19 protein-coding genes and 4 tRNA genes are annotated in these 25,636 nt (G+C 57.0%); 10 read left to right on the top strand and 13 right to left on the bottom strand.

Translation table 11 applies throughout. The features are described from left to right. Positions 1 to 56: 56 nt before the first annotated feature. Positions 57 to 1,259 carry an acetyl-CoA C-acyltransferase gene (locus ACO0LO_RS17360; protein WP_422965675.1) on the top strand — a complete coding sequence of 401 codons (1,203 nt, stop codon included), beginning with the start codon at positions 57 to 59 and terminating at the stop codon, positions 1,257 to 1,259. A 100-nt stretch (positions 1,260 to 1,359) separates the two neighbouring features. Further along, complete coding sequence (locus ACO0LO_RS17355) at positions 1,360 to 3,438, top strand: 3-hydroxyacyl-CoA dehydrogenase NAD-binding domain-containing protein (protein WP_422965673.1); 2,079 nt, start codon at positions 1,360 to 1,362, stop codon at positions 3,436 to 3,438. 50 nt (positions 3,439 to 3,488) lie between these two features. Here the strand turns inward: ACO0LO_RS17355 and ACO0LO_RS17350 are convergent, their stop codons facing one another. After that, the gene (locus ACO0LO_RS17350) at positions 3,489 to 5,657 is read right to left on the bottom strand and encodes an ATP-binding protein (RefSeq protein WP_422965671.1); all 2,169 of its coding nucleotides are present in this window, start codon (positions 5,655 to 5,657) and stop codon (positions 3,489 to 3,491) included. A gap of 119 nt (positions 5,658 to 5,776) precedes the next feature. On the opposite strand from ACO0LO_RS17350, the gene ACO0LO_RS17345 reads away from it, so the two are divergent. Next, positions 5,777 to 5,899, top strand: a complete 123-nt coding sequence (locus ACO0LO_RS17345) for a hypothetical protein (RefSeq protein ID WP_422965669.1) — start codon at positions 5,777 to 5,779, stop codon at positions 5,897 to 5,899. A 40-nt stretch (positions 5,900 to 5,939) separates the two neighbouring features. On the opposite strand, the gene ACO0LO_RS17340 is transcribed toward ACO0LO_RS17345, so the two are convergent. The 4 genes from ACO0LO_RS17340 to gltX form a co-directional block, all read right to left on the bottom strand. Further along, the gene (locus ACO0LO_RS17340; RefSeq protein WP_422965667.1) at positions 5,940 to 6,572 is read right to left on the bottom strand and encodes an ABC transporter ATP-binding protein; all 633 of its coding nucleotides are present in this window, start codon (positions 6,570 to 6,572) and stop codon (positions 5,940 to 5,942) included. A 245-nt stretch (positions 6,573 to 6,817) separates the two neighbouring features. Next, positions 6,818 to 6,893: transfer RNA gene (locus ACO0LO_RS17335), tRNA-Glu, on the bottom strand. A 162-nt stretch (positions 6,894 to 7,055) separates the two neighbouring features. Continuing rightward, positions 7,056 to 7,131 (bottom strand) — tRNA-Ala (locus ACO0LO_RS17330). A gap of 63 nt (positions 7,132 to 7,194) precedes the next feature. Continuing rightward, complete coding sequence (gene gltX / locus ACO0LO_RS17325; RefSeq protein WP_422965665.1) at positions 7,195 to 8,583, bottom strand: glutamate--tRNA ligase; 1,389 nt, start codon at positions 8,581 to 8,583, stop codon at positions 7,195 to 7,197. Between the two features lie 153 nt (positions 8,584 to 8,736). On the opposite strand from gltX, the gene ACO0LO_RS17320 reads away from it, so the two are divergent. The 3 genes from ACO0LO_RS17320 to ACO0LO_RS17310 all read left to right on the top strand — a co-directional run bounded on the left by ACO0LO_RS17320 (position 8,737) and on the right by ACO0LO_RS17310 (position 9,989). Then, the gene (locus ACO0LO_RS17320; RefSeq protein WP_422965663.1) at positions 8,737 to 9,633 is read left to right on the top strand and encodes a pseudouridine synthase; all 897 of its coding nucleotides are present in this window, start codon (positions 8,737 to 8,739) and stop codon (positions 9,631 to 9,633) included. Positions 9,634 to 9,695: 62 nt separating this feature from the next. Then, a tRNA-Pro gene (locus tag ACO0LO_RS17315) sits at positions 9,696 to 9,772 on the top strand. A gap of 140 nt (positions 9,773 to 9,912) precedes the next feature. Continuing rightward, a tRNA-Pro gene (locus tag ACO0LO_RS17310) sits at positions 9,913 to 9,989 on the top strand. A gap of 109 nt (positions 9,990 to 10,098) precedes the next feature. Here ACO0LO_RS17310 and apbC read toward each other — a convergent pair. Beyond that, complete coding sequence (gene apbC, locus ACO0LO_RS17305) at positions 10,099 to 11,187, bottom strand: iron-sulfur cluster carrier protein ApbC (RefSeq protein ID WP_422965661.1); 1,089 nt, start codon at positions 11,185 to 11,187, stop codon at positions 10,099 to 10,101. 241 nt (positions 11,188 to 11,428) lie between these two features. Between apbC and metG the strand changes: the two genes are divergently transcribed. Together metG and ACO0LO_RS17295 are read left to right on the top strand one after the other, a co-directional pair. Next, complete coding sequence (gene metG / locus ACO0LO_RS17300) at positions 11,429 to 13,525, top strand: methionine--tRNA ligase (RefSeq protein ID WP_422965659.1); 2,097 nt, start codon at positions 11,429 to 11,431, stop codon at positions 13,523 to 13,525. Positions 13,526 to 13,846: 321 nt separating this feature from the next. After that, positions 13,847 to 15,682: an aminopeptidase P family protein gene (locus ACO0LO_RS17295; RefSeq protein WP_422965657.1), complete on the top strand. Its 1,836-nt coding sequence runs from the start codon at positions 13,847 to 13,849 to the stop codon at positions 15,680 to 15,682. Between the two features lie 159 nt (positions 15,683 to 15,841). Here the strand turns inward: ACO0LO_RS17295 and phoR are convergent, their stop codons facing one another. The 7 genes from phoR to pstS all read right to left on the bottom strand — a co-directional run bounded on the left by phoR (position 15,842) and on the right by pstS (position 22,709). Beyond that, on the bottom strand, positions 15,842 to 17,152 hold the full coding sequence (gene phoR / locus ACO0LO_RS17290; protein ID WP_422965655.1) for a phosphate regulon sensor histidine kinase PhoR: 1,311 nt from the start codon (positions 17,150 to 17,152) through the stop codon (positions 15,842 to 15,844). 198 nt (positions 17,153 to 17,350) lie between these two features. Next, positions 17,351 to 18,040 carry a phosphate regulon transcriptional regulator PhoB gene (gene phoB, locus ACO0LO_RS17285; RefSeq protein ID WP_422965653.1) on the bottom strand — a complete coding sequence of 230 codons (690 nt, stop codon included), beginning with the start codon at positions 18,038 to 18,040 and terminating at the stop codon, positions 17,351 to 17,353. 63 nt (positions 18,041 to 18,103) lie between these two features. Continuing rightward, on the bottom strand, positions 18,104 to 18,814 hold the full coding sequence (gene phoU / locus ACO0LO_RS17280) for a phosphate signaling complex protein PhoU (RefSeq protein WP_422965651.1): 711 nt from the start codon (positions 18,812 to 18,814) through the stop codon (positions 18,104 to 18,106). A gap of 56 nt (positions 18,815 to 18,870) precedes the next feature. Further along, positions 18,871 to 19,650 (bottom strand): phosphate ABC transporter ATP-binding protein PstB, encoded by a 780-nt coding sequence (gene pstB, locus ACO0LO_RS17275; RefSeq protein WP_394781841.1) that lies wholly within the window; start codon positions 19,648 to 19,650, stop codon positions 18,871 to 18,873. Positions 19,651 to 19,669: 19 nt separating this feature from the next. Then, complete coding sequence (gene pstA / locus ACO0LO_RS17270; RefSeq protein WP_422965649.1) at positions 19,670 to 20,530, bottom strand: phosphate ABC transporter permease PstA; 861 nt, start codon at positions 20,528 to 20,530, stop codon at positions 19,670 to 19,672. Then, positions 20,527 to 21,471 carry a phosphate ABC transporter permease subunit PstC gene (pstC, locus tag ACO0LO_RS17265; protein WP_422965901.1) on the bottom strand — a complete coding sequence of 315 codons (945 nt, stop codon included), beginning with the start codon at positions 21,469 to 21,471 and terminating at the stop codon, positions 20,527 to 20,529. The genes pstA and pstC overlap by 4 nt, the downstream gene beginning before the upstream one ends. 194 nt (positions 21,472 to 21,665) lie before the next feature. After that, positions 21,666 to 22,709: a phosphate ABC transporter substrate-binding protein PstS gene (gene pstS, locus ACO0LO_RS17260; RefSeq protein ID WP_422965647.1), complete on the bottom strand. Its 1,044-nt coding sequence runs from the start codon at positions 22,707 to 22,709 to the stop codon at positions 21,666 to 21,668. Between the two features lie 233 nt (positions 22,710 to 22,942). Here pstS and ppk1 point away from each other — a divergent pair, with 233 nt between their 5' ends. Both ppk1 and ACO0LO_RS17250 read left to right on the top strand, forming a co-directional pair. Next, positions 22,943 to 25,111, top strand: a complete 2,169-nt coding sequence (ppk1, locus tag ACO0LO_RS17255) for a polyphosphate kinase 1 (RefSeq protein WP_422965645.1) — start codon at positions 22,943 to 22,945, stop codon at positions 25,109 to 25,111. Beyond that, positions 25,112 to 25,570, top strand: a complete 459-nt coding sequence (locus ACO0LO_RS17250; protein WP_422965643.1) for a SixA phosphatase family protein — start codon at positions 25,112 to 25,114, stop codon at positions 25,568 to 25,570. Positions 25,571 to 25,636: the final 66 nt, after the last annotated feature.

The raw sequence follows: 25,636 nt of genomic DNA, 5'->3' as shown, positions 1-25,636 counted from the left end.
TACCGCAAACCCGACACAGCAAACTCAATAACATTTCATTACACCAGGAGAACACCATGCGTGAAGCAGTCATCGTTTCCACCGCCCGCACACCGATAGGCAAGGCTCATCGCGGCGCCTACAACAATACCCAGGCCCAGGAGCTGGGCGGCCATGCCATTTCGCACGCAGTGGCGCGCACCGGCATTGATCCGATGCTGGTGGAAGACGTCATCATGGGCTGTGCGATGCAGCAGGGTACCAGCGGCGGCAACACCGCGCGCCAGTCGCTGCTGCGCGCGGGCCTGCCGATCACAGTGCCGGGCATGACAATAGACCGCCAGTGCTCTTCAGGCCTGATGGCAATCGCCACCGCTGCCAAGCAGATCATCGTGGACGGCATGCAGGTCACTATCGGCGGCGGGCTGGAGTCGATATCGCTGGTGCAGAACGACAAGGTAAATACCTACCGTGCGCGTGACCCGCATCTGGTCCAGGCGCTGCCGCAGATCTACATGACCATGCTGGAAACCGCGGAGATCGTCGCCGAGCGCTACGGTATCAGCCGCGCGGCACAGGATGACTACGCGTTGCAGTCGCAGCAGCGCACCGCCAGGGCGCAGCAGGAAGGCCGCTTCGCCACTGAAATAGCCCCCTTCACGGCGACGATGCTGGTGACCGACAAGGCCACCGGCGCGGTCAGCGAAAAGTCCGTGACGCTGAGCCTGGATGAAGGCAACCGCCCAAGCACCACACTGGCCGACCTGCACGCATTGCAGCCTGTATTCAAGGGTGGCCAACGCGTCAAGGAAGGCCGTTTCATCACTGCCGGCAACGCGTCGCAACTGTCGGACGGTGCATCGGCAATGGTCCTGATGGAAGCAAAGGAGGCGGAACGCCGCGGCCTGGCGCCGCTGGGCGTTTACCGCGGTATGGCCGTGGCCGGCTGCGATCCTGACGAAATGGGCATAGGGCCCGTGTTTGCGATTCCAAAACTGCTGAAGCAGCATGGCCTCAGCGTAGACGATATCGGCATCTGGGAATTGAATGAAGCCTTCGCCAGCCAGGTGCTGTATTGCCGCGACAAGATCGGCATACCGAGTGAATTGCTGAACGTGTCGGGCGGGGCGATATCGATAGGCCACCCTTACGGCATGTCCGGTGCGCGCATGGCCGGCCATGTGCTGGTCGAAGGCAAGCGTCGCGGCGCCAAATACGGCGTGGTCACGATGTGCATAGGCGGCGGCATGGGCGCGGCCGGCTTGTTCGAGATTTATTAATATTGAATATCCGGCCCAGCGCCCCTACCCAACCTGAATAGCTCATTCACGCAGCACCGGCAGAGAATCCGGTGCGGCGCCCGTATTTTTGGAGACATCCATGGCACTCATCAGTTCCGTTGCCGACCTTAGCGTCGAAGGCAATGTTGCAATCCTTACCCTGAATTCCCCGCCGGTCAATGCGCTGTCCGCACTGGTAAGAAAATCCATCCACGAAGGCATCAGCCTCGCCATCGGCAACCCTGCCGTGGATAGCATCGTGCTGATCTGCGACGGCAAGACCTTCATCGCCGGCGCCGACATCACCGAATTCGGCAAGCCGCCGTCCGGCGTATCGCTACGCGAACTGCAGGACACGATAGAAAATTCGCCCAAGCCCGTGATTGCCGCCATCCACGGCACCGCGCTCGGCGGCGGACTGGAAACCGCACTGGTCTGCCATTACCGTATTGCCGTGCCATCCGCCAGATGCGGCCTGCCCGAAGTTAACCTCGGCCTGCTGCCGGGTGCCGGCGGAACGCAGCGCCTGCCGCGCATCGTCGGTGTAGCGAAAGCACTGGATATGGTCACTTCCGGCGTACACATAAAGGCCAGGGAAGCGCTGGAGATGGGCTTGCTGGATGAACTGGCCGAGGAAGGCCAGCTGCGATCGGCTGCAATCGCCTTCGCGCGTAAAGTCATCGCCGAAAAACGCCCGCTCATCAAAGTGCGCGACCAGAACAGCAAAGTCGAAGCAGCGCGCAACAAGCCTGATCTGTTTGTCGAATTTCGCAAAGCCAACGCGCGCAAATTCCGCGGTTTCCTGGCGCCGGAATATAACATCCGCTGCATAGAGGCGGCAGTCAACCTGCCCTTTGATGAAGCGCTGCAATTCGAGCGCGCATTGTTTACCGAACTGATGAACGGAGTACAGTCCGCCGCGCAACGGCACTATTTCTTTGCGTCGCGCCAGGTAAAGAACATCCCGGACGTGCCGGCAGATACACCGCTGATTCCGGTGAAAAAGGTCGGCATCATCGGCGCCGGCACCATGGGCGGCGGCATTGCGATGAATTTCCTGAGCGCCGGCATCCCCGTCACCATCGTCGAGACAAGGCAGGATGCACTGGATCGCAGTTTGAAGACAATACGCGCCAACTATGACAACACCGCGAAAAAAGGCCGGCTGAGTACGGCAGACGTTGAAAGGTACATGGCATTGCTGAAAGGATCCCTGGTGCTGGAAGACCTGGCTGATTCCGACCTCGTCATCGAAGCGATTTTTGAAAACATGGGCGTGAAGAAGGAGGTATTCGGCAAGCTGGACAAAATAGTCAGACAAGGTGCGATCCTGGCATCGAATACCTCCGCGCTGGACCTGAATGAAATCGCCGCTGCCACAACCAGGCCGGAAGCCGTCGTTGGCCTGCACTTCTTCTCGCCAGCCAATGTCATGAAACTGCTGGAAGTCGTGCGCGGCGAAAAAACCTCACACAGTGTCATCGCCACCGCCATGCAGCTGGCGGCAAAGATCGGCAAAATCGCCGTGCTGGTTGGCGTCTGCCCCGGCTTTGTCGGCAACCGCATGCTGGCGCAGCGCCAGCGCGAGGCCAACAAACTGGTGCTGGAAGGCCCTATGCCCTGGGATGTGGACCGTGTACTGTTCGATTTTGGTTTCCCCATGGGCCCCTTCGCCATGAGCGACCTGGCGGGCCTGGATCTGGGCTGGATCAAGGAGAAATCCAGCAGTTCAACGCTGCGTGAAATCCTGTGCGAATTGGACAGGCGCGGCCAGAAAACCGGTGCCGGCTATTACGATTACGATGAAAAACGGCAAGCCAGGCCGTCTCCGGTCAGCGAACAGCTGATACGCGATTTTGCACAAAAGAAAGGCAAGTCGGCGCGTCCCGTATCGGATGAAGAAATCTTGCAGCGCTGCATTTACCCCATGATCAACGAGGCGGCAAAAATCCTCGAAGAAGGCATCGCGATTCGCGCATCGGATATCGACGTAGTCTGGGTCAACGGTTACGGCTGGCCGGTATACCGTGGCGGCCCGACCTTTTATGCAGACAGTATCGGCCTGGACAAGGTGCTGGCAAAGATGCAGGAATTCCAGGCAGACTACGGCGATGATTTCAAACCGGCCAAATTGCTGGTGGACATGGTGGCGCGGGGCAGGAAATTCAGTGATCTGTAAGGCAGGCCCTTTGCTCCGGCCTTCCCTGGCGGGCCGGCGGCAAAAGCAAGCTAAGCGGCCGCTGCCGCCAGTTCGATATAAAATGTCGAGCCGACTTCGAGCTGCGACGTGAACCCTATGGAGCCGCCCATCTTTTCGATGAGCGGCTTGCAGATGCTGAGGCCAAGCCCGGAGCCGCCTTTCTTGCGGATGTTGGATCCATCCGCCTGAGAGAACTTGTTAAATATTTTTCCGTAAAACTCCACGGGTATTCCGCAGCCGCTGTCCACTATCTCGATGCGGATGACGCCGGCTTTCACCGCCAGGCTGACATCCACCGCACTGCCCGCGTCAGAAAATTTCACCGCGTTCGACAATAAATTGATCATCACCTGCGTAAAGCGGTCCTGGTCTACATAGGATTGCACCTGCGCCGGCTTTACATCGAAGCGGATGCTGACCCCATACTGCAGCGCATAAGCCCGGCTGGAATCGACGGCCTGCTCAACAAGCCGCACCAGGTCCCGCAGGCGGATATCAAAAGTCATGCTGCCAGATTCTATTTTTTCCAGATCCAGCATTTCATTGATCATGCGGATCAGGCGCTCTACATTGCGGTGCGCGACCTCCATCAGCTCCCGGATCTTCGGCGACACCTCACCCACCACGCCTGCCAGCACCAGTCCAAGCGAACCGTTGATGGACGTCAGCGGCGTACGCAACTCGTGGCTGACAGTGGAGACGAATTCATTCTTGATCCTTTCCACCTTCTTGCGATCGGTGATATCGAAAGTCATCGCATACAAACCGCATACGGCGCCGTCCTGCCCTTTGGCAGGAACATAGATGGATTCGTAAATATAGATGTTCCCCTGCCATTGCCCCTCCGCCTGAAAGGTCACGGTCTCACCGGCCAGTGCGCGCGCGATATACGGCGCCACTGCTGCGTGCACCGCGTACCCGCGGACCTCGCGCATAGTGCGGCCGAGCAGCTCGGCCACCGGCACGCCGGCAACCGCTGCGAGAAAGGCATTGGCAAACAGGTAGCGCCCTTCCAGGTCGAGATAGGCGATCTGCGCAGGTAAATTGTCTGTAATCGTGCGCAGCCTCTGCTCGGATTCCGCCTGCCTCGCTTCCGCTGCATTGCGGTCCTGCATCAGATCGTCAAACGCAACACCGAGGTCTCCGATTTCATCATGTTTGTGCTTGAGCTGCAGCGGCACATACAAATGGGATTCGCGCACCTTTTTCATGTGGCCATGCAGCTTCAGCAGCGGCACCAGCTGCGACCGTGTCGCCAGCCAGACCAGCACACCGGCGGCGAGCGCCAGCACTACCGATGCCACCAGCGCTTTTGCCTGCACCATCCTGACCGTCGCGAAGGCCTCCTGCTTCGGGTAGATGGAGCCGATGATCCAGTCGGTGGATTTGATGCGCTTGAAGGAATACAAACCGTCCACGCCGTAGCGGTTGCGCGCCTCGGTGCTGCCTTCAAATCCGGCCAGGGCTTGCGCCGTCGCCGAATTGCGCACGCCGTCGGAATTTTCCTTCTGCAGCAGCCGCGCCTTGTTCGGATGGTCCACCACAGTGCCATCGGTATTGACGATGAACATGTAACCGGTTTCACCGAACTTCATGTTGGCGAACTCGCCCAGGAATGCGGGTTCATGCAGGCTGATGCCGGCGGAGATGACATAAGCGATCGCACCGTCGGCATCGCGCACCGGCTGCGTCATGATGACTTCCGGCTGCTTGTTGACGCGGTTCAGGATGGGCTTGGAAATGACTGCCCTGTTTCCAGCGACCGTATCGATGAAATATTGCCTGTCCTTGACGTTGACGCGGCCGATTACCGCCGTACTGTTGTAATTGGCGATCAGGCCGCCGTCCAAGTCCAGCACCTCGATGTGACGAAACACTTGCCGCAATACGGGGAAGCGCGCCAGATGCGCCTGCATGCGCGCGGGTTCGCCAGCGTCGCTGGCGGCAATCTGTTGCGCCAGCATTTGCAGCAGCATCGCCCGGCTCTCGAACTTCTGGTCGATGCCGCTGGCAATGCCGCTTAGACGGGCAAACTGCTCGACGCCTATCGTATCGCGCATTCTTTGTCTCAGTACCTGCTGCGATACCGCAATGATCGCCACCGTGGCGGCGAGCACGATCAGCACCACAAAGACGGTGATCCGCGATTTAAGGCTGGTCAACAGGGCCGGGATGCGCAATGAGGATATTCCAGGCATTCTCTTCCTCGGATTTTTATTGTTCGCTTGGCACGATGTCTGCGCCGGCTCCCCATTTATCCCCAGATCATGGCCGGCTTGCATAGTGTAGTATTTTTTGCTGCCGGCAAATGTTATCTATGGAAAAACAAACCGTTATGGCGCTGCAAGCATGGAATGCCTGCTGTGTGATGTTGTTTTTTTATCGGCGGCAAGAAAAGTATGCAGTCACGATTGCAATTCGCCTGTTTCAAGCCGGATAAACCGCGCCCTGGTAAATGGCGTTAAACAAAACCGCAAACATCAATCGCCAAGGTCCACCACGAAAGGAAGCGGCAGGCTGGGCGGCGTTTCATATAACGCAAGTATCCAAGCCCGGGCGGGATCGCCGCCAATCTGGCTCAGCGTTTTTTCGACAAAGTTGATGGATGCCCTGTCCAGCCCTGCATACGGATCGTCCAGCAGATTAAGGCTGGCGTTTGCGGCAAAGGCTGCGGCCAGCCACACCTTCCGCTTGCTGCCGGTGGACAGCATGTATAACTGCTTGTGGACATGCGGCGTGAGCGACAGACCCTCGGTCAGCCCAGGCAGAAGCGTATCGTCAAATGCCGGATACGCAGCACGCAAGGACGCAAAATACTCGATGGCGGTCATCTGATCGAACGCATCGGTGCGCGGGTCAATCCAGAAAATTTTCCGGCGATACTCGTCAGGCTGTTCGCTCAATAACACGCCCTGGATCCGGAACTGTCCCGCCTGCGCCGGCAGGACGCCCGCCATCAGTTGCAACAGGCTGCTCTTGCCGCAACCGTCGCCGCCGCGAACGACTGTTATACCGGAGGGAATATCGGCGGACCAATGATTGAACAGCGCTCGTCCGGGATAATGAAAAGTGAGATCGCGGATTTGCAACACAGCGCTGGGGGCAGATTTCATGGGATAGGTTTAAATTTATTTGTATCGGCGAACAGGCCGCAAACAGACAGCAAGCACGGGCAGCAAAGGCAGGCGCCCGCCATTGCAGGCCGACCGGTTTTCACAGATTGTACGCGGTACCGCCCTGCCATCACTATGTGAATATACGGCATCAGCGCGGCTGCCAACATGCGCACAAAGATGATGCAATAAAAAGCGGATCGGAAAAACAAAAAAGGCCCTGATTTCTCAGAGCCTTTTTAATTTGGCGTCCCCAAGGGGATTCGAACCCCTGTACTCACCGTGAAAGGGTGATGTCCTAGGCCTCTAGACGATGGGGACAATAAGCTGTCCGTACTACTGACCTTTGCTTGCGCAAGCACATTTACCGACCGTGTTTGCACTGCTTTTTACTTCTTCACATTCAAGCAAGACAAAGATTATATATTCCTTTTCTTTACTTGGCAATAGATTTTTAAACTTCAATCTACTGCTATGTGCTGCTGGTGGAGGTAAGCGGGATCGAACCGCTGACCTCTTGCATGCCATGCAAGCGCTCTCCCAGCTGAGCTATACCCCCGGTGCAGAAGCGAGATTATAGCAAACTTATTTCTGCCATGTAAATAGCTTTAAGCGATCAATATTAATAATTTTTCAGGCGCGCCAAAACGACGTCGCGTCCGAACAATTCCACGACCGCATCGATGGACGGCGTTTGCAACTGGCCCGTCAACAACAGGCGCAGCGGCATCGCCAGTTGCGGCATCTTCAGCGAGAATGTTGCCAGCGTTTCTTTCATCATTGCCGACAGGGCTGCCTTGCTCCACTCCACCGTCTTGATCTGTTCGGCATAGTTCGCCAGCGCCGGCGCAACCGCATCGGTGATGTGCTGCTTCAGCAAAGCGGCTTCTGCTGCGGGCTGCCTGTAGAACAGCATTGCCGCCTGGCCCAATTCCACCGTCGTGTTGGTGCGCTCCTTCATCAGCGCAATCACTGCGGGCAGCGCAGGCGCATTGTCGAATTGCGCGCCGTCCTTCAGCATGCCGTCACGCACGAGGCCGGCCAGCCTCTCGTTGTCGGCTGCCTTGATGTAGTGGTTGTTGACCCAGTCCAGCTTCTCCGGATTGAACTGCGCAGGCGAGATCGACAGATGGCTGAGGTCAAACCAGCTGCACATCTGCTCCATCGAAAATACTTCATCATCCCCGTGGCTCCAGCCCAGGCGCGCGAGGTAGTTCAGCATCGCTTCCGGCAGATAGCCTTTGGCCAGATAATCCATGACGCTGACGTCGTTGCGACGCTTGGACAGCTTCTGACCATCGGTGCCCAGTATCATCGGCACATGGCCATACAGCGGCAGGCTCGCGCCCAGCGCATGCAGGATATTGATCTGGCGCGGCGTATTGTTGACATGGTCGTCGCCGCGTATCACGTGCGTGATCTGCATGTCCCAGTCATCCACTGCAACACAGAAATTATAAGTAGGCGTGCCGTCGGGACGCGCAATGACAAGGTCGTCCAGCTCTCGGTTGCCGATAGTGATGCTGCCCTTGACCACATCGTTCCAGCTGACTTCGCCATCCAGCGGATTTTTGAAGCGGATGACAGGCTTGCGGTCAGCAGGGACAGCCGCCAAGGTCTTGCCCGGCTCCGGGCGCCAGGTGCCGTCATAGCGCGGCTTCTCGCCGGCGGCGCGCTGGCGTTCGCGCATGGCTTCCACTTCTTCCGGGGATGAATAGCAATGATAGGCCGTGCCTTTTGCCAGCATTTGTCCCAGCACTTCACGATAGCGGTCCATGCGCTGCATCTGGTAGAACGGGCCTTCGTCATGCTGCAGGCCGAGCCAGTTCATGCCGTCCAGGATAGCCTGCACTGCCTCCGGCGTGGACCGCTCCAGGTCGGTATCTTCTATGCGCAGCACAAAAGTACCACCGGTATTGCGGGCAAATGCCCAGCAAAACAGGGCGGTGCGGGCGCCGCCTACGTGAAGATAGCCTGTAGGGCTGGGGGCAAAACGGGTACGGACAGTCATGGTATGGCTGGTTACAATGTCAACACTGCAACGCGGTAAAGTTAAAACCAGCATTATAGAGTAAGGCCATGCCCGCCAGAGCATAAGTAGCAATGCCTGCGCCGGTACGGGTATCATGCGAGCATTGCACCGACCATAGAAAAACCAGCCAGCATGCAGCAACCTACCAAGCCGCCCCTGCCGATACGAGACGGCGTCGCGCCCAGCTACCTGTGGCTACCGGAAGGCAGCTGGCCGGACCTGCTGAGTTTTTTGCTCGACCGTTACCCCGATGTTGCCGAAGCCACGTGGCTGGCGCGCATGGCGAAAGGCGAAGTCAGGAACCAGCACGGCGATGTGTTGCAGGCAGGCAGCGCGTTCCGGCGCGGCATCTGTATATATTATTACCGCGAACTGGAAGACGAGACGCCGATACCGTTCGAAGAGCATATCCTCTACCGGGACGAACACCTGCTGGTGGTGGACAAGCCGCATTTCCTGCCGGTGATACCGACCGGCCGTTTTTTGCGAGAAACGCTGCTGGTGCGGTTGAAGCAGAAAACCGGCCTGCATGAACTCACGCCCATCCATCGGCTGGACAGGGAAACCGCCGGAGTGATGCTGCTGTCGCATAACCCGGCAAGCCGCGGCGCCTATCAGGCGATGTTCCAGCACCGCAGCATCGCCAAGACCTACGAAGCGCTGGCTGCGCACCGGGCAGACTTGGAATTCCCGCTGACCCGCCGTAGCCGCATGGTAGAAGGCAGCCATTTTTTCGTGATGAAAGAAGCACCTGGCGAACCGAATTCAGAAACGCATATTGACGTGCTGGAACGCCGGGGCGATATCAGCCTGTATACGCTACAGCCTGTCACCGGCCGCAAACACCAGTTGCGCGTGCACATGGCCGGGCTGGAGATACCGATAATCAACGATATTTTTTATCCTGAAACCCTGCAGTGCAAGGGTGACGATTTCTCCGCGCCATTAAAATTGCTGGCTCGGGCGATCGCATTTACCGACCCCATTAGCGCACAACCCCGCGAATTCCGTAGCGAACGCAGCTTGTAACAGTGTTCCCGCGTTTAGAAAAACTTGACAGTTCTGTAGCCAGGCAATATAATTCTTTTCCTCGGAGTGTGGCGCAGTCCGGTAGCGCACCTGGTTTGGGACCAGGGGGTCCAAGGTTCGAATCCTTGTACTCCGACCAAATTTAAAGGATCGTCATTGACGATCCTTTTCCTTTAAATAGGAAGCAATGAGAAGTATGCAGGGTTTCAGATGCATTTTTATGCGTCGGTAAAGTTAAGAATCAAGCGTTTATTCATGAAGTAAATGCAAAGCAAGTTTCGGAGTGTGGCGCAGTCCGGTAGCGCACCTGGTTTGGGACCAGGGGGTCCAAGGTTCGAATCCTTGTACTCCGACCAATTTAAAAAGGATCGTCTTTGACGATCCTTTTTTCTTTTCCGCAGCAACTTCTCACCGGCATCAGCCAGGGCCGGCGTGCTGCATACATGCAGCGCGCCGGCAGCCGCCTCAGGTATTCTGCACGGTAATCGTCGGGAACTTGCTACTCATATCCTTGGCTTTTTCTGCCACCTTGATCGCCAGCTTACGCGCGATTTCCTTATAGATCTGCGCAATCTTGCCTTCCGGATCAGCCACCACGGTCGGCGTGCCGGAATCAGCCTGCTCACGGATGGACATTGTCAGCGGCAGGCCGCCGAGGAAATCGACGCCGTATTCGGCACACATTTTCTGTCCGCCGCCTTCGCCAAAAATATGCTCGGCATGGCCGCAGTTGCTGCAGACATGGATGCTCATGTTTTCCACGATGCCCAGGATAGGAATGCCGACTTTTTCAAACATCTTCAGCCCTTTGCGTGCATCCAGCAGCGCAATGTCTTGCGGCGTCGTCACGATCACGGCGCCGGTTACCGGCACTTTTTGCGACAGCGTCAGTTGCACGTCGCCGGTACCGGGCGGCATATCCACCACCAGGTAATCCAGGTCGCGCCAGTTGGTCTGCTCCAACAACTGCTGCAAGGCCTGCGTGACGATCGGGCCGCGCCATACCATCGGCTCATCCGGATTGATCATGAAGCCGATACTGGATACCTGCAGGCCGTGGTTTTCCAACGGCTCCATGGTTTTGCCGTCCTTGGTTTCCGGCTTGCCGGAAATGCCCATCATCATCGGCTGCGAAGGGCCGTAGATGTCGGCATCCAGTATGCCCACTGAAGCGCCTTCCGCAGCCAGCGCCAGCGCCAGGTTGACGGCCGTCGTCGATTTGCCGACGCCGCCTTTGCCGGAAGCAACCGCAATGATGTTCTTGACGTTGGGCATCAGCTTGATGCCGCGCTGCACTGCATGCGCAACAATTTTGGAATAGACATTGACACTGACCTTGCCTGCGCCGGCAAGCTTGCCGATTGCCTCGGCAGCAGCAGCGCCTATGCTATCCCACTGGCTTTTTGCCGGATAGCCCAACTCCACATCCAGGCTGATGTCCGCGCCTTCTATCTTGATGTTTTTAACCGTTTTGGAACTGACCAGATCTTTGCCCGTGTTTGGGTCTATCACGCCGGACAGGGCGGTTTTAATCTCTTCTGCTGTAATGCTCATGCGTATCTCTCCGTAGCTAGGCTGCCAGTCTAGCGCAAAATAGCGTCGCCGATGGCAAAGCCCTGTGGCTCCAAAGGAAATCATGGGCATCATTGCTTATCATTTAAGCAAATAGATACACTGTCGGCCCACCCCTGTCATTCGATATGAAATACACCATACTGAATGAAAGCGCCGTTTCGCTGTTAGAATAATGCCCTTGTTTCATCCTTTTCCTACCCTATCAGATAAGTGCATTGACATGACCCGCCAGCTGTTCGTTACCACCGCCCTGCCCTACGCTAACGCGCCCTTCCACCTCGGCCACATCATGGAGTATGTGCAGGCCGATATCTGGGTACGCCATCAGCGAATGCTGGGTAACGACGTGTCGTTTGTCGGTGCCGATGACGCGCACGGCGCGCCTATCATGATCGCGGCAGAAAAAGCCGGCCTCACGCCGCAGGAATTCGTTGCGCAGATCGCCGCCGGCCGCAAACAGTACCTGGACGGCTTCCATATCTCCTTCGACAACTGGCACTCTACCGACGGCCCTGAAAACCATGCGCTGTCGCAGGATATCTACCGCAAGCTGAAAGCCGCCGGCTTCATCACCAGCAAGACCATAGAACAATTCTATGATCCGGTAAAAAACATGTTCCTGCCGGACCGCTACATCAAGGGCGAATGCCCTAAATGCGGCGCCAAGGACCAGTACGGCGATTCCTGCGAAGTATGCAGCTCGGTGTACTCGCCGATAGAGCTGAAAAATCCGTATTCGGTGCTGACCGGCGCCACGCCGGTGATGAAATCGTCGGAGCATTTCTTCTTTAAATTGTCTGACGCCAAATGTGTGGAATTCCTGCGCGAGTGGGCACTGAACAGCAAGCGCCTGCAATCCGAAGTGGCGAACAAGTGCAAGGAATGGCTGGAAGGCGACAACGGCCTGGGCGACTGGGACATCAGCCGCGATGCGCCTTATTTCGGCATAGAAATCCCGGATGAGCCGGGCAAGTACTTCTATGTATGGCTGGACGCGCCGGTCGGCTATCTGGCCTCGCTGAAAAATTATTTCGGCAAGACCGGCCGCGACTACGACGCCTTCATGGCGGACCCACGCACGGAGCAGATACATTTCATCGGCAAGGACATCACCTATTTTCACACGCTGTTCTGGCCGGCAATGCTGAAATTCTCCGGTTACAAGACGCCGGACAATGTGTTCGCGCATGGCTTTGTCACCGTCTCCGGCGAAAAGATGTCGAAGTCGCGCGGCACCGGCATTTCGCCGCTGCGCTACCTGGAAATCGGCATGAACCCGGAATGGCTGCGTTACTACTTCGCCGCCAAGCTGAATGCCAAGGTGGAAGACCTGGACTTGAACCCTGACGATTTCGTCGCACGCGTCAATGCCGACCTGATCGGCAAGTACGTCAATATCGCCAGCCGTGCCGCAGGCTTTATCGCCAAGCGTTTCAACGGCGCAGTGTCAACAGCGTGGGCAACGGCTGACGACGCGTTCCTGTCCAGCCTGCGCAAGGCATCCGCAGAAATACAGGCGCTGTATGAAAGCCGCGAATACGGCAAGGCGCTGCGCGCCGTCATGGAGCAGGCGGACGCCGTCAACGCATACGTTGATGCGAACAAGCCCTGGGAACTGGCCAAGGATCCCGCCAAAGATGCGATGCTGCAAGAGGTATGCAGCCGCCTGCTGGAAGCCTTCCGCATCCTGACGATCTATCTGAAACCGGTATTGCCGCAAGTTGCAGTACAGGTGGAAGCCTTGCTGAACATCGCACCGCTGCAATGGGCGCACGTCGACACGCCGCTGCCAAACGGCCATGTCGTCAATGCGTACAGCCACCTGATGCAGCGCGTCGACATCAAGATTTTCGATTCGCTGTTTGATGCCCCTGTGCCAGCGGCTGCCGAAACTGCCGCCGGCACAGCAGCCGGCACTGCAGCTGCAACGCCTGAAGCAGCAGATGCCGCCGCCGGCGACATCGAAGAACTGGCGCCGGAAATCAAGATCGACGATTTTGCAAAAATCGACCTGCGTATCGCCAAGATCGTCAATTGCGAACAGGTGGAAGGCTCCGACAAATTATTGCGCCTGACGCTCGATGTCGGCGAAGGCCGCACCCGCAATGTGTTTTCCGGCATCAAGTCGGCTTACCAGCCGGAACAGCTGATCGGCAAGTTCACCGTGATGGTGGCCAACCTGGCGCCACGCAAGATGAAGTTCGGCATGTCCGAAGGCATGGTGCTGGCCGCGTCTGCCGCGGATGAAAAAGCCAACCCCGGCCTGTATGTGCTGGAGCCATGGCCGGGCGCAACGCCGGGCATGCGTGTCAGGTAATCTGTAACACTGCTCGCAGGATTTGTATAAGGGATGCGTTGCTATGCATCCCTTTTTTCTTGCCGTACAGCTTTGGCACAAGCCCCTCCCCCGCACGATCGCCATCCCGCCTACCGAATGTCATGCGCCGTTTTTTAAACGCATGGATGGTTTTGCCTGTGAAAGCAGAAAAATGCAAAACAAAATCACGAATTCCAGCGTTTACGGCTTTTTAAAACTATTTACTTTATACTTTTAGATCGATTTACCGCCCAGACACCCGGGACCGCGCTGACGATACCCGTGCAGCCGCCCCCAGAACCACCCTACTCCAGCCGAGCCATGAACAGCCCTATCAGCCCCAACGCCGTGACGTCCCCCGTTCCCGCCCTCATCGTACAGTTGCGCAATGCGATGCGTGAAAAAGGCCTGGATGCCTATATCATCCCTTCCGCCGATCCCCATCTTTCCGAATACCTGCCGGATCGCTGGCAAGGGCGTGCGCGCTATTCCGGCTTTAACGGCTCGGTCGGCACGCTGATCGTCACGACAAGCTTTGCCGGACTGTGGGTCGATAGCCGTTACTGGGAACAGGCAGAAAAAGAACTCGCCCCTACCGGCATACAGATGATGAAAATACCCTCTGCCGCTGCGACGATGCACATAGACTGGCTGGCCGCCAACATGGAAACCGGACAGGTCGTCGGCGTGGATGGCGCAGTGCTGGGCCTGGCGACTGCGAGGGCGCTGGAACAGGCGCTGGAACCGAAAGGAATCAGGCTAACCACCAGCCACGACCTGCTGCAGGATATCTGGACCGACAGGCCCGCGGTACCGGAAGCCGCAATCTATGAACATGCTGCGCCGTACGCCGTCGTCAGCCGCAAAGACAAACTGCAACTGGTGCGCGAGCAGATGCGGGCCAAAGGCGCAGACTGGCATTTTATCTCCACCGTGGACGACCTGGCCTGGGTCTTCAACCTGCGTGGTGCCGACGTCAGCTACAACCCGGTGTTTGTCGGCCACGCGCTGATCGGGCTACACGATGCAACACTGTTTGTATCGCCGAACAAACTGTCTGCCGAACTGACCGCCGCGCTGGCGCGGGATGACGTGCGTATTTCCGCCTATGAAAATGCTGCCGCCAGCCTGGCCAGCCTGTCTGCACTGCCAGACACGGCAAAGCTGCTGATAGATCCGCGCCGCATCACTTACGGTTTCCGGCAGGCAGTGCCGCAGACCGTCAAGGTCATTGAAGCAATCAATCCATCCGTTTTTGCCAAGTCGCGCAAGAATGACAAGGAAGCGCAGTTCGTGCGCGAAGCAATGGAACAGGACGGCGCTGCGCTGAGCGAATTCTTCGCATGGTTTGAGCAGGCCATCGGCAAGGAACGCATCACCGAACTGACAGTGGATGAAAAGCTGACCGCTGCCCGCGCGCGCCAGCCGCACTTCGTGTCGCTCAGCTTCAACACCATCGCCGGCTTCAACCCCAACGGCGCGATGCCGCACTACCGCGCCACGCCGGAATCGCATTCCGTTATCGAAGGCAACGGATTGCTGCTGATCGACTCCGGCGGCCAGTACCTGAACGGCACCACCGACATCACACGCGTACTGCCGATAGGCACAGTATCAGCAGAACAGAAACGCGACTTTACGCTGGTATTGAAAGGCATGATTGCGCTGACCCGCATGCAATTCCCGCGCGGTACCTTATCGCCTATGCTGGACACCATCGCCCGCGCACCGATCTGGGCCGACGGCGTCAACTACGGCCACGGCACCGGCCATGGCGTAGGTTATTTCCTCAACGTGCACGAAGGCCCTCAATCCATCTCCAGCTATGCCATGCCCGAACCGCATACGGCGATGGAGCCCGGCATGATTACCTCCAACGAACCCGGCATCTACCGTCCTGGAAAATGGGGGGTGCGTATAGAAAACCTGCTGCTGGCCGTGCCGGCGCAGACCACCGAATTTGGCGAATACCTGAAATTCGAAACCCTGACCCTATGTCCTATCGACACCCGCTGCATGGATCTGGCGCTGCTGCGCGAGGATGAGATTGCATGGGTCAACGAATACCATGCCACGGTGCTGGAGCGCCTGTCGCCACGCGTCAGCGGCGATGCGAAAGCCTGGCTGGTGGAGCGCACCAAGGCCATCGGCAGGTAATCAAGCCGGCCCAATGAAAACGCCACATTGCTTTTTGCATGTGGCGTTTTTTTATGAAGCTGTTTTTTGTTGAATCCAGGTACCAAAATTTGGCGGACATGTAGTCTGTTCCCGGATTGCGCTACGTCGCATCCAGGCTGCCATCCCCTGTTTGTCCTGCTACCCTGCCAGCATCTCCACCGGAGCAACCGCGCTCACCGGAAACTGCACACAGAACTTGCTGCCGACATCCGGCGTGGATTCCACCGACAGGTTGGCCTTGTGCCGCAACAGAACATGCTTGACGATGGCCAAGCCCAGACCTGTACCCTGGGTCTCGCGCGAGCGGCTCTTGTCCACGCGGTAGAAGCGTTCGGTCAGCCTTGATATATGCTCGGCGCTGATACCGATGCCGTTATCCTGCACAATGAACTTGGGACCCTGTGCGGAATTCTTCCAGATCAGCTTGATCGCACCCTTCTCCGGCGTGTAGCGTATTGCGTTGGTCACCAGGTTGATCAGTGCGCTGCGGATTTCATCGGTGCTGCCAAGTATGTCCGGGCCTTCGCATTCCAGCGTGATGTCGTGGCGGCCGGCAGACAAGGCATGTGCTTCCTGCAGGATTTTTTCCAGCAGCACCTGCATGTTGACGGCTTCAGGCCGCACCGGATGGTCCATCGACTCCAGCCGGGTCAGCGTCAGCATATCTTCCACCAGCCGCTGCATGCGTTCTCCCTGCTCCGTCATCAGCTTCAGGTGCGACAGGCGGATCTGGGCATCCAGGTTAGGCTCCATCGATGCGATCTCCAGGAAGCCGTTGATCACTGTCAGCGGCGTGCGCAGCTCATGCGATGCATTGGCGATGAAATCGCGCCGCATCATGTCTATGCGTTCGGATTCGGTGATGTCGTGCGTCACCAGGATCTGCCTGCGATTTTCAAACGGGATGATGTGGACGATCAGCTTGCGGTCGCGGAAAGCCAGCGTCAGCGGCGTCTCATAGCGGCCCAGAATGATGTAGTCCATGAATTCCGGGCTGCGCACCAGGTTGGTCACACGCATGCCCTTGTCCTTGGTCAGGCTCAGGCCCAGATGCTTTTCGGCCGCCGGGTTGCACCACTCCAGGAACAGGACGTCGTCCATGATCACCACGCCATCCGGCAGCAGCGTCATCGCCTGGCGAAAACGGGCCAGCCACTCGGCCAGTTCAGCCTGGTTCTTTTCGTCGCCGCGGCGCAGGCGGTAGAGACGCGAGAATATCTCGGTCCAGGCGCCCCAGCCATCCGGCAGCCGGACGCTGCTGGGGTTGTCGAGCCAGTCTGCCAGGCGCAGCAGATAAGACAGCTGCACCACGATCAGGCCTATCATGCCTACCAGTGCTGCCGACAGGCCCCACACGGGGCCGACAAAAAACCAGACCAGGGCACCGCCTATCAGCACGACGATCATGCGGACAATGGCGGGAACCCAAAACAGGAGGTGAGGATGCATGAATAAATACCTTGAAACTTCAAACTTGGCCTGAAATCAGGCTATTGCTATCGCGCTGTCGGGAACGGAACGGATTAAGGGAAAGGGCCGGAGTACTACACTGCCATCCTACTCTTGCCGGGCCTTCCTGGCGATGGCAGCGATGCTGAATTGCCACGCACCGCTGTTCCGGGCAGCCCGGAGATACAGGAAAACGGTTTATTTCTCAGACAGCATATAGCCTACGCTGCGGACGGTCTTGATCAGCGACTCGGCATTTTTCAATACCTTGCGCAGGCGCAGGACATGCACGTCGACAGTACGTTCTTCTATCACCACATGGTCTCCCCACACCTTGTCCAGCAGCTGGCTGCGGGAAAACACGCGTTCGGGATGCGCCATGAAGAACTTCAGCAGCTTGTATTCGGCATGGCCGATATCCACTTTCTGTTCATCGATCTTGACCGTACAGCTGACCGGATCAAGGATCACCGCACCCGCCGTCAGCGCAGTCTGTGCATGCTCCGGGCTCTTGCGGCGCAACAGCGCCTTGATACGCGCCGTCAGCTCACGGGGTGAGAACGGCTTGGTGACATAATCGTCGGCACCGTGGTCCAGGCCGGCGATCTTGTCTTCTTCCATGCTCTTGGCCGTCAGCATGATGACCGGCATTTCATTGAACTGACGGTCCGAGCGGATCTTGGACAGCAGGCGCAAACCGCTCTGGTCAGGCAGCATCCAGTCCAGCAGGATCAGCTGCGGCGTGCGCCGCTGGATGAACTCCCAGGCCTCCGCGGTATTGTTGACAGCGAACGTATTCCAGCCTGCCGCCCGCAAACTAAAAGTGACGAGCTCGACAATCGCCGGCTCATCTTCAACAATCAGGATAGTAGTTTTGTCAGCTGCCATTATTTTCGACCTTTACCAAAGCGTGCATTCAGCCGTTCGCAATGCTAAAAGGCTTTCGTAGAATTAATTGATCTGTTCCTGCTTCGTGGCGACATAGTCGGAGTGGCGGATATCCTTGCCTTCGACGATGTAGATCACTTGCTCCGCGATGTTTTTGGAGTGGTCGCCGATGCGTTCTATTGCCTTGGCAATCCACAAGGTATCCAGCGATGTTGAAATCGTGCTTGGATCTTCCATCATGAAAGTGATCAGGTTGCGCATGATGGAGCGGAAATCGTTGTCGATCTGTGCGTCATGCGCGATCAGCTTGATCGCCTGTTTTTCATCGAGCCGTGCAAACGCATCCAGCGCCTGGTGCAGCATCTCGCCTACGCTGCCGGCCAAGGCGCGCACAGTATCATAGCCGTTGAACAGCGCCACGCTTTTGCGGTTGGCCTGGGCATCCCTGGCAATACGCGCGATCTTCGTCGATTCATCGCCTATGCGTTCCAGGTCGGTGATCACCTTGCCGGTTGCCATCACAGTGCGCAGGTCGTTGGCGGCAGGCTGGCGCTTGACGATCAGGTGGCTGCACATGTCGTCCAGCGATACTTCCAGGCGATTGACTTCCTCGTCCGATTTGATCACCGTTTCCGCCTGGGCCACGTTGCCTGTCCTGAAGCAGGACATGGCATCATGAAAATGGCTTTCCACCAGGCCGCCCATCAATAAGGCCTTGGAACGTATTGTTTCCAGGTCCATGTCATACTGCTTTGAAGAATGTTCGCCAGTCACAGGGTTCTCCTAATTTTGTGTAGTCAGTTGTACGTCGGTTTACCGCTGAGTCCGGATCAACCAAAGCGACCGGTAATGTAATCCTGGGTTTCTTTCTTCATCGGATTCATGAAGATGTGGTCAGTCTCGCCGAATTCGACCAGTTCGCCAAGATACATGTAGGCGGTGTAGTCGGAGCAGCGAGCCGCCTGTTGCATATTGTGCGTCACGATGGCAATCGTGTAATCTTCTTTCAGCTCGGTGATCAGTTCTTCGATCTTGACGGTGGAGATAGGATCCAGCGCCGAAGTCGGCTCATCCAGCAGCAGCACTTCGGGCTTGACAGACACGCCGCGGGCGATGCACAGGCGCTGTTGCTGGCCGCCGGACAACGACAGGCCGCTCTTGTTCAGCTTGTCCTTGACCTCCGTCCACAGCGCCGCTTTTTTCAGCGCCCATTCAACGCGCTCATCCATCTCGCCTTTCGGCAGATTTTCATACAGGCGCACGCCGAAAGCGATGTTGTCGTACACCGACATCGGGAACGGCGTCGGTTTCTGGAACACCATGCCGACCTTGGCGCGCAGCAGGTTGATGTCCTGGCCTGGATCGAGGATATTGCGACCGTTGTACATGATCTTGCCTTCGGCGCGCTGGCCGGGGTACAGATCGTACATGCGGTTCAGCGTGCGCAACAGCGTCGATTTGCCGCAACCGGAAGGGCCGATAAAAGCGGTTACCTTCTTGTCGTGGATATTGAGATTGATGTCCTTCAGGCTGCGTGTGGCACCATAGAAAAAATTCAATCCTGAAATTTCGATGGACATCTTGTTCTGCGTAGTATTTGGAGTAGACATATCGTGTTTTTCCAGGAAATTAATTTTGAACTTTTTGGCTAAATAAGGTGCGCGACAGGATGTTCAGGCCGAGCACGCTGAAGGTAATCAGCAGAGCGCCACCCCAGGCCAGCGAGCGCCAGTTGTCGTAAGGGCTCATCGCGAACTGGAAGATCACGTTCGGCAGGTTGGCCATGGGTTTGTTCATGTCGGCACTGAAGAACTGGTTGTTCAGCGCGGTGTACAGCAAAGGTGCAGTCTCGCCGGAGATACGGGCAACCGCCAGCAGTACGCCGGTGACGATACCAGCCTTGACGGCGCGTATGCGTATCAGCAAAGCGACCTTCCAGCGCGGCGCCCCAAGTGCAAAGGCAGCTTCGCGCAGGCTGGTTGGCACCAGCGCCAGCATATTGTCGGTCGTGCGCACCACGACAGGCACGGCAATCAGCGAAATTGCCAGGCTGCCGGCCCAGCCGGAGAAATGCTTGACCTGCGCCACATACAGCGCATACACGAACAGGCCGATGACGATGGATGGCGCCGACAGCATGATGTCGGTAACGAAACGCGTTACATCGCTGAAGCGGTTGGATTCGCCGTATTCAGCCAGGTAGATGCCGGCCAGGATGCCGATAGGCGTGCTGATGACGGTGGCACTGACAACGATCAGCAAGCTGCCGACAATCGCATTCATCAGGCCGCCGCCGTCGCTGCCGGGAGCCGGCGTGGTATCGGTAAACATCGCCAGGTTGACTGCGCCGAAACCCTTGATCAGCAATGTGAACAGGATCCACATCAGGAAAAACACGCCCAATGCCATGGCGATCGACGACAGCGCAATGCCCAGCTTATGCTGCAGCAGGCGCCTTTTATAGACGGGATTATTCGCGGATTCGTTCATTTTGCACCTTCTTTTTTACTCAGGCCCAGCAACAGCAGCTTGGCGGCGGACAAGACGATAAATGTGATAACAAACAGGATCAGGCCCAGCAGGAACAGCGAAGACACATGCAGCGTCGATTCTGCTTCCGCAAACTCATTGGCCAGTGTCGATGCGATACTATTGCCTGCCGCGAACAGGGACCACGAGATGGCGTGCGCATTACCGATCATGAAGGTGACGGCCATCGTCTCGCCGAGCGCGCGTCCCAGTCCGAGCATGACGCCGCCGACCACGCCGACCTTGGTGTAAGGCAATACGATCTTGCGGACCACTTCCCACCGGGTACAACCCAGGCCGTAGGCAGATTCTTTCAGTACCGCAGGCACTACCTCAAACACGTCGCGCATTACCGATGCGATGAACGGGATGATCATGATGGCCAGGATGATGCCTGCCGCCAGGATGCCGATGCCGATCTTCGGACCGGAAAACAGCGCGCCCAGCACAGGCACGTTGCCCAGCGTGGCGGCCAATGCAGGCTGTACATACGTAGCAAACAGCGGTGCAAAAACAAACAGGCCCCACATGCCGTAGATGATGCTGGGCACACCGGCCAATAATTCAATGGCAGTTCCCAGCGGACGTTTCAGCCATGGGGGGCAGATTTCAGTCAAGAACAGTGCAATACCGAAGCTGACCGGGAAGGCAATGACCAGCGCCACCAGCGATGTCGCCAGAGTGCCGAAGATCGCGATCAGGCCGCCGAATTTGTCGTTGACCGGATCCCATTCTATGGTCCAGATAAACGCGGGGCCGAATTCACGCATCGCGGGAATGGCGCCGATAAACAGGGAAATGATGATACCGACCAACACCAGCAAAACACTCAAGGCAAAAAAGAATGTCAGCTTATGGAAGATCCAGTCCTGGAATTGCTGCTTGCGCATGACCGCAGCCATATCCACCTGGGACTCTCTCGCCGCATTCGACTGCTTGTCGAGCGAAGAATCTTGATTTGTTTGAGTTGGCTGGGAAGCTGACATAGTTGTTGACGGTTGTTGAGCATTCATGGACAGATATCCAACAAAAGAGGCGACCCTGCAACTAACGGTGCAGGGTCGCTGTCGATCATATTACGAAGGGAAAAACGCGATTACCAGATTGCCTTGGCAGACGAATCCTTGATCTGTGCTTTCCAGCCGTCTTCGATCATTTTTGTTACTGCTGGCGGCAGAGCAACGTAATCCAGTTCAGCAGCCATTGCGCCGCCATTTTTGAAGGACCAGTCGAAGAACTTCAATACTTCCTTGCCCTTGGCGGCATCCGCCTGGGATTTGTGCATCAGGATGAAGGAAGCGCTGGAGATAGGCCATGTAGCCTTGCCTGGCTGGTTTGTCAGGATGACGCCCATGCCTGGAGTTTTTGCCCATTCAGCACCGGCAGCTGCGGATTTGAAGTTTTCGTCGTCAGGTACTGCGAAATTGCCATCCAGGTTTTTTACCAGGGTGTAAGTCATTTTGTTTTTCTTCACATAAGCGTACTCAACGTAGCCGATGGAATTTTTGATACGCTGTACGTTGGCTGCAACGCCTTCGTTACCTTTACCGCCCAGGCCGACTGGCCATTTAACGGCTGTGCTGGAACCAACGGCTGCTTTGAATTCGCCATTGACTTTGCTCAGGTAGTCGGTCCATACGAATGTTGTGCCGGAACCATCGGAACGATGCACGACAGTGATGTCTTCCGCTGGCAGTTTCAGGCCGGCGTTGACAGCTGCGATTTCAGGCGCATTCCATTTGGTGATTTTGCCCATGTAGATGCCAGCCAGCAGATCACCGGTCAGCTTCATTTTGCCGGCTTCAACACCGTCGATATTCACGACAGGAACCACGCCGCCGATGATGGCTGGGAACTGCGCCAGGCCTTCAGCGTCCAGTTCTTCTGCTTTCAATGGCATGTCGGAAGCACCGAAATCCACTGTTTTGGCTTTGATCTGCTTGATGCCGCCGCCAGAACCGATAGACTGGTAGTTCAAGCCATTGCCGGTTGCTTTTTTGTAAGCTTCAGCCCATTTGGCGTAGATAGGATACGGGAAAGTAGCGCCCGCGCCAGTAATGTCGGCAGCGTGTGCGGCGGAGAAGGAGACTGCTGCACCGATGGCGATAACCAGCGATTTCATAACTTGATTGAATTGCATATTCACCTCAGGGTTAAATAATATGACATCAGTAACACGAAGCGAACTGTACAAAACTAATATGACAGGATTATGACGCATATCGCAGATCTGTGAAATAATTGGTTTATTGATAATTTTTAATGTCACATACTTGTCATAGATCATCCTTACAATGCTTTCTGCTATATATAGTAGGTCCGTGGATTTGCCGGATGATATGAATCAAGCGCCTTTATGACATGTGAGCACCTATGCAACAAGAAGATGTAGACAAAATGCCGTTGGAAGCGGAAGCAGAAAAACAGGAAAATCCTGCGAAAGCCGGCCTTGTCACAATTTCCGCACCCAGTGAATTATCGCGCTCCGTCATTTTTCTGGACCGCGAAATGTCGCAGATCGCCTTCAACTGGCGCGTGCTGGCCCAGGCGGAAGACAAGAATGTGCCCTTGCTGGAGCGCCTGCGCTACCTGTGCATCGTCGGTAGCAATCTGGATGAATTTTTTGAAGTCAGGGTCGCCAGCCTGCTGGCGCAAAACACCATCGACGGGGAACTGGCCGAACACCCTGCCTTCCTGGCGACGCTGGATCGCATTGGCAAGGACTGCCACGAACTGGTCGCGCGCCAGTATGCCGTCCTGAACCAGGAAATCCTGCCGCAGTTGTCGGAAAACGGCATCCACCTGCTGCGCCACAATGACCGCAACGAAGCCCAAAGGGCGTGGGTCAAAGCGTATTTCGAGCGCGAAGTGCGGCCATTGCTGACGCCGATCGGCCTCGATCCGGCGCATCCCTTCCCGCAGGTGGTCAACAAGAGTTTGAATTTCATCGTTTCGCTGGCCGGCAAGGATGCTTTCGGCCGCGGCACCGCAATCGCCATCGTCAAGGCGCCACGGGTGTTGCCGCGCGTGATACGCCTGCCCGACCATTTGTCCGATGGCGGGATTGCACTATGCCTGCTGTCCTCCATCATCCACGCCCATATCGCCGACCTGTTCAATGGCCGTGATGTGCTGTCCTATTCGCAATTCCGCGTCACGCGCGACAGCGACCTGTGGGTAGATGAAGAGGAAGTCAAGAATCTGCGCCAGGCCTTGCAGGGCGAATTGCAAAGCCGCCAATTCGGCGTGGCGGTGCGCCTGGAGGTGGCGAAGAACTGCCCGGAAAACCTGTCCGATTTCCTGCTGGAGCAGTTTTCGCTGGATAAAGACAGGCTGTATCCGGTCGATGGCCCCGTCAATATGGTCCGCCTGTCGGAACTGGTGGACCACGTCAAGCAGCCCAACCTGCGTTTCCCCCCGTTCACGGCCAAGGCCAATGGCAAGTACGCGCATTCCGACATCTTTACGCTATTGGGTAAGCAGGACATCCTGCTGCACCACCCTTTCCAGCCTTTCCAGACCGTCATCGACTTCATCCGCTCGGCTTCGGTCGATCCCTGCGTCGTCGCCATCAAGCAGACCATCTACCGTACCGGCATGAATTCCGACCTGATGGAGGCGCTGATCGTCGCCGCCCGGCAGGGCAAGGAAGTGACCGTCATCGTCGAACTGATGGCGCGTTTTGACGAAGAAGCCAATATCAACTGGGCCGACAAGCTGCAAAGGGCCGGCGCTCAAGTCGTTTATGGCGTAGTCGGCCTGAAGACCCATGCCAAGCTGGCGCTGGTCATCCGCCGCGAAGAAGGCGGCGTGCTGCGGCACTATGCGCATCTGGGCACAGGCAACTACCATCCGTCCACGACCAAGTTCTACACCGACTTCGGCTTGCTGACCGCGCATCCGGAACTGGCGGCGGAAGTGAACGAAATCTTCATCCACCTGACCGGCCTGACCAAGCCGAAAAAGCTTGACTACCTATGGCTGGCGCCTTTTGCGCTGCAGCCGCAGATCATCAAGGCAATACGCAATGAAGCCAAAATCGCCAAATCGGGCCGGCCCGGCCGCATCATCGCCAAGATGAATGCGCTGCTGGACGAATCGGTGATCCGCGCCCTGTATGCAGCCTCTGCCGACGGCGTAAAGATCGACCTGATCATCCGCGGCGCCTGCGCGCTGCGTCCCGGCGTGCCCGGCCTGTCTGAAAATATCCGCGTGCGCTCCATCATCGGGCGCTTTCTGGAACATAGCCGCATCTACTATTTCCGCAACGACCTGCAGCACGACGTCTACCTTGCCAGCGCAGACTGGATGAACCGCAATCTGTTCCGCCGCATCGAGGTAGCCTTCCCCGTGCTGGAAAAAGCGCAGAAAAAACGTGTGATCAGCGAAGGGCTGGAGCCCTACCTGAAGGACAACGTCAACGCCTGGGTGCTGGATTCTGCCGGCGAATACCACCGCAAAAAAGTCAGGAGCAAGCAGCAAAGCTTCTGCGCACAGCAGTACCTGATGCAGACGCTGGGCTCGCTGTCGGAGGATTCGTAATTGGAACTGATACTGTGGCGCCACGCGGAAGCGGAAGAAGGCGAACCGGACGCCGGCCGCAAGCTGACCAGCAAGGGCCAGAAACAAGCCGCCAAGATGGCGCGCTGGCTGGATAGCAACCTGCCGGAGACTTGCCGCATCCTGGTCAGCCCGGCAGTGCGGACACAGGAAACGGCAGCCTACCTGCAAAGAAAATTCAAGACTGTGACAGAGCTCGGCATCGATGCCAGCATAGAAGATGTCTTAAGCGCCGCCAACTGGCCCAATAGCCGAGAGCCCGTGTTGATCGTCGGCCACCAGCCTTACCTCGGCCTCGTGGCCGCACAGGTGCTGGGTACGCCGCAGCAGGAATGCGCGGTACGCAAAGGCAATGTGTGGTGGATTACGCAAAAGCTGCGCGAGAATGAATTGCAGACGTACCTGAAGGCAATCATGTCACCGGATTTGGTGGTGAAGTAAAGCAGCTTAAGTAAGGCTTTTGCTACTGTGATGCGCCCTGTGCGGGCTGCTGTATGTTACCAGGCA

The organism is Undibacterium sp. TJN25 (assembly GCF_049339885.1).
GTDB lineage: Bacteria > Pseudomonadota > Gammaproteobacteria > Burkholderiales > Burkholderiaceae_D > Undibacterium.
The sequence above is the reverse complement of the archived record's forward strand: the minus strand, read 5'-3'. Positions and strand labels throughout refer to the sequence as shown.